An 8848-nucleotide genomic window follows, 5' to 3' on the forward strand; every position below is an offset into this window, starting at 1 on the left:
AAGTGCCGCCGGGCGGGCACGCGTGGGACCGGTTCAATGCCGTCTGGCATCTGGTGGCCGTGGCGGCGCCGGTCATGACCGGCGTGCTGGTCTGGGCCGATGACGCACTGGCCACGCGCTCCCGCCTGCTGGCGTCCCTGCTGCTGTGCCTGTTTCTGGTGTGGTACTGGCGGGTCGGCGCCCGCGCCGTCCGGAGCCCCGTCGGACGGCGCGGGATCGTGCAGCTGGCCGGGGCTCTCGTGCTCTTCGCCGGGCTCATCATGGTGACGATGACCGCGGCGTTGCTGCTGTCCGTGCTGTTCCTGCACCTGTTCCTGTTCCTCGAGCGGTGGCGCGGCCGGCTGATCGTCCTGGGTACCGTCGCCGCGCTGCTCATGGCCGGCATGTTCGTCCATTTCGGGCTCTCCGCATCGACCGCGGTCGCACTCCTGCCGACGGTGGTCGTCCCCGTGCTGTCGGCCGCGCTCCTCGGCGCCTACATCTCCGCGCTCATCTCACAGAGCCGCGCCCGCAGCGTGCTCATCGCCGAGCTGACCGAGACCCGCGCCGCGCTGGCCCGCGAACGGCACACGGCCGGCATGACGGCCGAGCGCGAGCGGCTGTCGGTCGAGATCCACGACACGCTGGCGCAGGGCTTCACCAGCATCCTCATGCTGACCCAGTCGGCACGGCTGACCCTGGAGCGCGACGCCGCCCCGGTCCCCGACCAGCTCGACCTCATCGAGCGCACCGCCCGGGAGAACCTGGCCGAGGCGCGCTCCCTGGTGGCCGCCCTGTGCCCGCCCGACCTCAGCGCGCACAGCCTGACCGAGGCCCTGGCCCGGCTGGCCGAGCGGCACACCCGCGACACCGGCGTCCCCGTGGACGTCGAGAACGACGATCCGCCGGGCGGCGGCACGCCCGAGCGCGACGCCGTGTTCCTCCGGGCCGCGCAAGAGGCCCTCGCCAACATCCGGCGACACGCCAAGGCCTCGTCGGTGCGCATCGTGCTCTCGCCCTCGGCGCTCACGGTCAGCGACGACGGGCAGGGCTTCGAACCGGGGCGCGGCCACGGCGGCTACGGCCTGCCCGGGCTGCGCAGCCGGGTCATCGGACTCGGCGGCACCTGCACGGTCGTCTCGGCGCCGGGCGCGGGGACGACGGTCCGCCTCGAGCTGCCGATGCCATTGCCGGAGGAAGCTCTGACCGTACCGCCGGACTCACGGTGACGGTCCGTGTCCTGCTCGTCGACGACCACCCGGTAGTCCGGGTCGGGCTTCGCGGCATGCTGGAGATGGCCGAGGACCTCCACGTGGTCGGCGAGGCTGCGTCAGGCGACGAGGCATGGACCCTCACCGCCACGCTGCGACCCGATGTGGTCCTGATGGATCTGCGGATGCCCGACGTCAACGGCACCGAGGCGACCGCGCGCATCACCGCACGCTTCCCCGGCGTCCGGGTCCTGGTGCTCACCACGTACGACACCGGCGAGGACGTCCTGCGCGCCATCGAGGCGGGTGCGGTCGGCTACCTGCTCAAGGACACCCCGCTCGCGCAGCTGGTCGACGCGATCCACGCCGCGGCCCGGGGCGAGTCGGTGCTGGCGCCCCTGGCCGCCGCGCGGCTGGCCGATCGGCGCCGGGCACCGGTCGCCGAGCAGCTCACGCCGCGGGAGGCCGAGGTGCTCGGCCTGGTCGCCCGCGGACTGTCCAACCCGGAGATCGGCCGCGTGCTGTTCATTAGCGAGGCGACGGTCAAGACGCACCTGGTACGCGCGTTCGTGAAGCTCGGCGTCAGTGATCGGACGGCTGCCGTGACCGCCGCGCTGTCCCGCGGGATCCTGAGCCCACCGCCGTAGTGCCGTGCGTCCGGGCTTCCTCGGGCTGCCCGCATCAAGCGGCTGAAGAAGACCTTGGGGGAGATCGACGGACGCGCCGTCGAGGTCGGGTGGTGGTCGCTCGTCCTGGAACAGGTCGACGACGGGGTTCTGTGACGAGCCGCCGCTCTCGCGCGGTCCGGTCCCAGTTCGCGCCGCGGGTCACACGGTGCGCCACGACGTGGGCGCGGGTGACGGTCGTACGGCATGATCTGGCGCTGTGGATTGGTCGTCGGTGTTCGAGTACCGGGATCCTCGGCCGGGAGCCACGCAGCGGCAGCTCGCCGACTTCGTGACCGAGGTGCGTCGGGCGCCCACCGAGCAGGAGATCGCCGACGTCGCCGCGCAGCAGCACAACCTGTTGCCGCCCGGCGGCCCGGCGCCCGCCCCACACCGGCCGATCGACGCGAGCCGGTGGCAGCTGCCCGAACGGCCGCTGCCGCCCAGGTACCTCGCCCTGCTGGCATGGTCGGGCGGCGGCGACTTCGGCAACGGTGAGCGGTGGCTGCAGCTGTTCCCGCTCGATGGCCCAAGCGGAGTACGGGCGATGACGCTATGTCGACCAGGTGCCGCCCGACTCCGTCGCGACCCTGCTCCAGCTCAGGAAGCTGCTCGCCGTCACCTGTCGGATCGGCGCCCTTCGCGACCTGCTGGCCGGCCAGCCGATCCTTGCCGTGCAGGGCGGCCGCCCGTACGCACTCCACCGCGTGCTCGAGCAATCCGCGGAGCTCCGGCCCTACGTGTTCTACGACGCAGACGGGAGGCTCGAACCGGTCTGGCCCACGGCGGCGCGTGCATCGCTGCACCGCGGGCTATGGCACTCTCGGACCGTGAGCGACGACAGCGGGACCCCTTCGTCGGGCTCCCCAGGCCCGAGGGTTGATCACGCTGATACATCGCGCCTTCCGCCCCGCGCCCCGGGCATGACCGACGACGAGATCATCGCCGTCGCGCGGACGGCCGCCGCCGCGCGGGGGCGGAACTCACTCGCCGATGCGCGGATCACACGTATCCAGGCGGAGGCCGAGGTACTGCTCTCCGACCCGGCCTACGCCCGCGGCGGCGGCCTTCTCGTGGTCATCGACCCGGTGACCGGCACGGTGCTGCGCGTCGTGCCTCAGCTGTAGCCCCAGCCGCGGGCGCCCGTGCGCACGGCAGTGAGCAGTCGGCTCCTTGTAGGGTGTGCGCCATGATTCACGCGGGGACATTCAGGAGAGCCGCTTGGCTCACGGCCGGTGTTCTGTCGGTCAGCTTGCTCGTCGTTCCGGTTTCGCCGGCGTGGGCGACGTCGGTCAGCGGGACGCTCGACCCGACGTTCGGTGGCGACGGCACGGTGCTCACCGACGGCAGCGGCAACGGCAAGTCCGACGAAGCCGCCGGCATCGTCGTCGCACCCGACGGGAAGATCGTGGCGGTCGGGTCGGTGCTTGTCCGCCCGTTGGGCGAGGAGGAGGGCGACCAGCCCGACTACGACTTCGTGGTGGCCCGGTACAACCCTGACGGCAGCCTGGACAGCACATTCGGTGCCGGCGGCGTGGTGCAGACCACCTTCGGCGGCACCCAGAGCCGGGATGAGGCCAAGGCCGTGGCCCTGCAGCCCGACGGCAAGATCGTCGTGGCGGGGAGCACGGACCGGGACCTTGAAGACGGGAGTCACTTCGCGCTCGCCCGGTACAACTCTGACGGCAGCCTGGACACCACGTTCGGCGACGGCGGCCTGGTCGTCGCCCAGCCCAGCACTTTCACCATCGACACCGCCGAGGGGATGGCCATTCAGGAGAACGGCCGGATCGTGGTCGTCGGCAGTTCGGACGCGCTGGCCGGCGGCTCGGACTTCGACTTCGCGGTGCTGCGGTTCATGCCCGGCGGCGCGCCGGACACCAGCTTCGGTGCCGGCGGCAAGGTCCTGACCTCGTTCAACACCGGCCGGAGCCTGGACACCGCGAAAGCGGTCGCCATCCAGTCCAACGGCCGCATCGTCGTCGCGGGAATCTCCAACGCGGGGGGCAGCGACGACTTCGCGGTGACCCGGTACAACCGTGATGGAACCCTGGACGCCACGTTCGGCACGGGAGGCAAGGTCCTGACCGACCTGGGTGGCCTGCATGGCGTCGACCGGGCCAGCGCAGTCGCCCTCCAGGCCAACGGGAAGATCGTGGTGGCGGGCTCCGGAGGCGGCTTCAGCCTGGTCCGCTACCTCCGCGACGGCACCCTGGACCCCACGTTCGGCACCGGCGGGTTCGTCAACACCCCGCTTGACGGGCGGCCACTGGCGGTGGCCGTCCAGCTCGACGGCCGGATCGTGGCCGCCGGGGTGACGTGGCCCGCACCCTTCAGCACCGACTACAACTTCACCCTGATCCGCTACAACCGCAACGGCTCGCTGAACACCTCGTTCGGCGACGGCGGCAAGGTGACGACGGACTTCAGCGGCAGCGGAAGCCACGACCAGCTCAACGCCCTGGCGATCCAGCCGGACGGCGGGATCGTCGCCGCGGGGTCGTCCTACTCGCCGGGCCACCAGAACGACTTCGCGCTGGCCCGATACCTGCCGTAAGCGTCAACAACGCGGGTGAGGTCGAAGCCTTCGGCCTCACCCGCACTGATCCGCCACTTCGGCCTCGCTGGCGCGATCCTCAGGGCGACCCACCGTAGAAGTTCCCGCCAGGCCTGGGTTTCGGGTGGGCGGAACCGCGGTACCTTGCCCGGAACGGGCCGGCTGACCCCGCCCGCCGGCGCGGTGTCATGGCCCGCCGCCGACCTGGTGAGGTGCGCCGTGCAGGATGCGGGCGGCACGGCCGGCCGGATGCCCGCAGGCTCCGGCCTCCTGCGGCGCGAAGTGGGGCTGTGGGGCCTGACCTTCGTGTCGCTGGGCTCGATCATCGGCTCCGGATGGCTGCTCGGCGCGCTGACCGCGGCGCAGGCCGCCGGGCCCGCGTCGCTGATCTCCTGGCTGCTCGCCGGTGGGATGCTCGCGCTGCTCGCCCTGGTCCACGCGGAGCTCGGCACCTCCTACCCGGTCGCCGGCGGCACCGCGCGGTTCCCCGGGTTCGCGTTCGGTGCGCTCGCCGGACTCACCGCGGGCTGGGCCGCCTGGCTGCAGGCCGTGACGATCGCGCCGATCGAGGTGGAGGCGAGCCTGCAGTACCTCAACAACATCGCATGGGTACGCAGCCACCTCGGCCTCCTGCACGCCGACGGCACGCTGTCACCGGCCGGGCTGGGCTTCGCCACCCTGCTCATGTTGCTGTTCACCGTGATCAACGTGCTGGGGGTGCGGCGGCTCACCAGGAGCAACGCCGCCGTCGTGCTCTGGAAGCTCGCGGTGCCGGTGCTCACCGTCATCGTCGTCGCGGCGCTGACCTTCCATCCGTCCAACTTCACCGCGGGCGGAGGATTCAGCCCGTACGGTGCCCACGGCATCTTCGCCGCGCTGCCCGCCGGTGTCGTCTTCTCCCTGCAGGGCTTCGAACAGGCGATCCAGCTGGGCGGGGAGGCGCGCGATCCGCAGCGGGACCTGTCCCGCGCCGTGATCCTGGCCATGCTGATCGGAACAGTGCTGTACATCCTGCTGCAGATCGTCTTCATCGGCGGTCTGGACCCGCGCAACCTCGCCGGCGGGTGGACGCATCCGGTGGGCGCCGGGGACTTCGGCCCGTATGCGACCATCGCCGCCGCGGCGGGCGCCGGCTGGCTGGCCGCGCTGCTGTACGCCGACGCGTTCGTCTCGCCCGCGGGGACGGGACTGGTCTACCTCGGCGCCTCGGCTCGGCTCTCCTACGCGCTGGCCCGGCAGGGCACTCTGCCGCAGGCGCTGAGCTCGGTCAGCCGCCGCGGCGTGCCGGTGTACTCGATCGTGCTGGCGTTCGTCGCGGGAGAGCTGGCCTTCCTGCCGTACCCCAGCTGGCAGTCGCTCGTCGGGCTCGTCACGTCGGCGACCGCGATCATGTACGCGTTCGCGCCGGTGTCGCTGGCCGCGCTGCGCCGCCGTGATCCCCAGCACCACCGCCCCTACCGGCTGCCCGCCGCCGGGGTTGCCGCACCCGCGGCCTTCGTCTCGGCGAACCTGGTGATCTACTGGGGCGGCTTCGAGGCGACCTGGAAGCTCCTGCTGGCGATCGGCGCAGGGCTGGCACTCTTCGCGATCACCGTGGCGCACACCCCCGACCGGGCACGGCCCGCCTTCGACTGGCGTGCGTCGTCGTGGATCTGGCCCTGGCTCGTCGGGCTCACCGTCATCGGGTTCCTCGGCCGGTACGGGCGCGGCGCACGCCTGTGGCTGCCCGGCTGGATCGACCTGCTCGTGGTCATCGCTTTCAGCCTCGTGATCTTCGCCTACGCCGTCAGCGTGGCCGTGGACAGCGAACGGGTCCGTGCCGCGGTCGACCGGGAACGGCCCGAGCTCGCCACCTCGCTGGAGCGTGACGCACCGTGACGATCGAGTACCACCGCCGGTCAGGACTGGGCGACATCGGGCACCGGGGTGCCACCGGTCCGGGTGAGCGCGCGGGTCAGTGCCGGCCGGCCGGCCGGATCGGCCAGCAGCAGCAGCAGCAGTGCGCTGCTCCCCGTTGGCAGGGCCTGCATCGTCCGCTCGACGGTGGTGTCGCTGAGGCCGGCGTCGTGCCGGCGCGCCACCACCGCGACCGCACCCGCGCCGATGACCAGACCGGTAATCGGGAGGCCGACGAACGTGCCCAGCACGACCCCCCAGGCGCCGCCGGCGAGGGTGCCGTCGATCGCGTCCATGTCCCGGGTCTCCTGCACGTGTATCCGGTCCGCCTGGTCGGACCAGGCGACCACGGCGTCGTCGAGGCGCACCGGACGGTGCTGGCGCAGCGCGGTGATCAGTGCTGCGCGAGCCCCCGTCACGTCGTCGAACGAGTAGGCCATGGTCTGGTCAGCGCGCAGCAGGGCCGGGCGGCGCAGGCGCCCGGCCAGCGGACGCCGCCGCATCTGCCAACCGGCCAGGAAGCCCAGGAGGACGGCCAGCAGGTGCCCGACGTCGGTGAAGGTGCCGCCGTTCAGGAACGGCAGGACCACGACCGCGATCGCCAACGGCACCAGGTACCGCCGCGCACGCACCGGCAGGGTGAGCGCCAGCGCGCCGGCGACGGCGTGCGAGCCGTAGCTCGTGCCCACATCGCTGGCCACGGTGATCGCGCCGCCCAACCAGCCGCCGCGGACGCCGGCCAGCAACAGCCCGTACACGAGGCAGCTCGTCACCGCGTTGGACCCGAAGAACACCACGAGCAGCCGCCGCCACCCCCACAGCACCTCGGCCACCGACAGGAGCAACAGCAGCGGGACCAGCGCAACCACGCCGACCCGTTCGTCGAGCACGAAGGCGCTGGTGACCAACGTCCAGAACCGGTGGTCCTGCAGGTTGGCCACGTTGGTGGAGTTGGCGAGGACGATCTGGGTCCGGACCTCCGCACTGACGGCGTGGTTCAGGATGACATTGACGCCGATGACGATCAGCACGTACAGCGGGGCCAGCCGCACCCGCGCGAGGAACGACAGGCAGATCCTCGTCTTGGCCGACCGGCCCTCCGCGCCGTGAAGAGCGTCGGCGAGCTCGCCGCCAGGCAGGTAGGAGGCCGCTACAAGGCCAGGAGGATCCCGGTACAACCGGCACCGGCTCCGCACGCCCATGAGATGCGACCCATCAAAGATGATCTCCTTGTCGAGTGTACTGCGTCACGGAGCCCGAGCGCTTCGTCCCGCGGGCACAAGCCGGGTGATGGGTTCCCGCCGCTCCTCGTCGGGTTCGACGAGCGCCGCGCCGATCGTGGTCGCACGACGCCACTTATGATCGTCGGGGTCTTCCGGATGGGCAGGAGTGCGGATGCGGGTCGGGATCTCCGGGACACACGGGACCGGGAAGACGACGCTTGTCGAGGCGCTGTGCGCGCACCCTACCGGGCAACGTCGGGGTGGATGAGCCGTATTACCTGCTCGAAGAGGAGGGCTACGAGTTCCAGTTTCCGCCGTCGCTGGAGGACTACCGGGCGTTGCTGGCCCGCTCGGTGCGGAGCCTGCTCTCGCCGCCGTCGCCGTCCGGGACGATCTTCGACCGGACGCCGTTGGATTACCTCGCATATCTGGCCGCGACCGGCGCGGACCCCTCGGAGGAAGCCGATGGCGCACGGCTACGCCAGGCGTTCTCGAGCCTCGATCTGTTGGTCATCACGGTGACCACACCCCGAGACGGAGCAGATTCTGCCGGCGGTGGAGTTGCCTGGCCTTCGCGCGCGAATGAATGACGCGCTGGTGGAGTTGGTCTACGACGACCCGCTGAACGCCTGGGAGGACACGCCGGTGTTGGAGCTGAGCGGACCGCTCGACGGCCGGCTGGACGCGGTCCTCGCCGCCCTGAAACAGACCTGGCGGTAGTAAACGGTGCGGTGGGCGGTCCGCGGCCACTCCCACGCGGCGCAGCACCCGGATCTCGGCATGTCTGGGAGCCGGGCAAACCCACCCGCCGTAACGTTCCACTGCAATCTCATCGCGGCATGAGCGCGTAGCTGCTGTTTGGCTACGGCTGGGGGTACGTCTCCAGCAGCCGGGCCGCCTCGGCGCGCAGCTCCGCCCGGGTGAGACCGCCGCCGAACATCGAGTCGGCGACCAGGTCCAGGAACCGGATGAACTTGTCGGCGCCCGCCGGTGGCCGGCCGGGCAACGGCCGGAGGCGGCCGCGCTTGCGGGCGTTCCACTCCTGGATCACCCGCACGCTGGCGTCGTCGGCGCGCTGCCAGCACTCCCACCAGTCGAGGTCGTCGAGTTCGACGGCCGGGTACACCGCCTCCACCAGCACGAGTCCGAACGCCCGCACCAGTGTGCCAGCCACAGCCGGCCGTCGGGCGTCGCACCACCGAACTGCAGGCAGTAGCTCTCCTTGATCTCCACCGCCAGCACCGGCGCGCCGGTGGCGACCGCCAGCGGCACGGGCCCGCCGTGGATGGCGGGCCACTCGTGGTGCATCGGCGTCAT

At 71.6% G+C, this 8848-nt stretch carries 7 protein-coding genes and 1 pseudogene; 6 read left to right on the forward strand and 2 right to left on the reverse strand.

Going from position 1 to position 8848, the window contains the following annotated elements:
- Nucleotides 1-2 precede the first annotated feature (2 nt).
- The 5 genes from AB0I21_RS40280 to AB0I21_RS40300 all read left to right on the forward strand — a co-directional run bounded on the left by AB0I21_RS40280 (nt 3) and on the right by AB0I21_RS40300 (nt 6290).
- Nucleotides 3-1208, forward strand: coding sequence for a sensor histidine kinase (locus tag AB0I21_RS40280; protein ID WP_360568962.1), 1206 nt, complete (start codon nt 3-5; stop codon nt 1206-1208).
- On the forward strand, nt 1205-1837 hold the full coding sequence (locus tag AB0I21_RS40285; RefSeq protein ID WP_360568955.1) for a response regulator transcription factor: 633 nt from the start codon (nt 1205-1207) through the stop codon (nt 1835-1837). Before AB0I21_RS40280 ends, AB0I21_RS40285 begins: the two co-directional genes overlap by 4 nt.
- A 584-nt stretch (nt 1838-2421) precedes the next feature.
- Nucleotides 2422-2982, forward strand: a complete 561-nt coding sequence (locus AB0I21_RS40290; RefSeq protein WP_360568956.1) for a hypothetical protein — start codon at nt 2422-2424, stop codon at nt 2980-2982.
- Between the two features lie 125 nt (nt 2983-3107).
- Nucleotides 3108-4412 (forward strand): delta-60 repeat domain-containing protein, encoded by a 1305-nt coding sequence (locus AB0I21_RS40295; RefSeq protein ID WP_360568957.1) that lies wholly within the window; start codon nt 3108-3110, stop codon nt 4410-4412.
- Between the two features lie 219 nt (nt 4413-4631).
- Complete coding sequence (locus AB0I21_RS40300) at nt 4632-6290, forward strand: APC family permease (protein WP_360568958.1); 1659 nt, start codon at nt 4632-4634, stop codon at nt 6288-6290.
- Nucleotides 6291-6310: 20 nt separating this feature from the next.
- Here the strand turns inward: AB0I21_RS40300 and AB0I21_RS40305 are convergent, their stop codons facing one another.
- On the reverse strand, nt 6311-7510 hold the full coding sequence (locus AB0I21_RS40305; RefSeq protein ID WP_360568959.1) for a rhomboid-like protein: 1200 nt from the start codon (nt 7508-7510) through the stop codon (nt 6311-6313).
- A 193-nt stretch (nt 7511-7703) separates the two neighbouring features.
- Here AB0I21_RS40305 and AB0I21_RS40310 point away from each other — a divergent pair.
- Nucleotides 7704-8251, forward strand: a pseudogene (locus AB0I21_RS40310) (AAA family ATPase).
- Nucleotides 8252-8393: 142 nt separating this feature from the next.
- Here the strand turns inward: AB0I21_RS40310 and AB0I21_RS40315 are convergent.
- Entirely contained in the window at nt 8394-8705 is a 312-nt protein-coding gene (locus AB0I21_RS40315) for a hypothetical protein (RefSeq protein WP_360568960.1), read from the reverse strand.
- Nucleotides 8706-8848: the final 143 nt, after the last annotated feature.

This window comes from Dactylosporangium sp. NPDC050588 (genome assembly GCF_040654975.1).
GTDB lineage: Bacteria > Actinomycetota > Actinomycetes > Mycobacteriales > Micromonosporaceae > Dactylosporangium > Dactylosporangium maewongense.

Bases quoted from the DNA above. Each gene is read 5' to 3' on its own strand.
- AB0I21_RS40305 (WP_360568959.1), bottom strand. From the start codon at position 7,510: ATGGGCGTGCGGAGCCGGTGCCGGTTGTACCGGGATCCTCCTGGCCTT.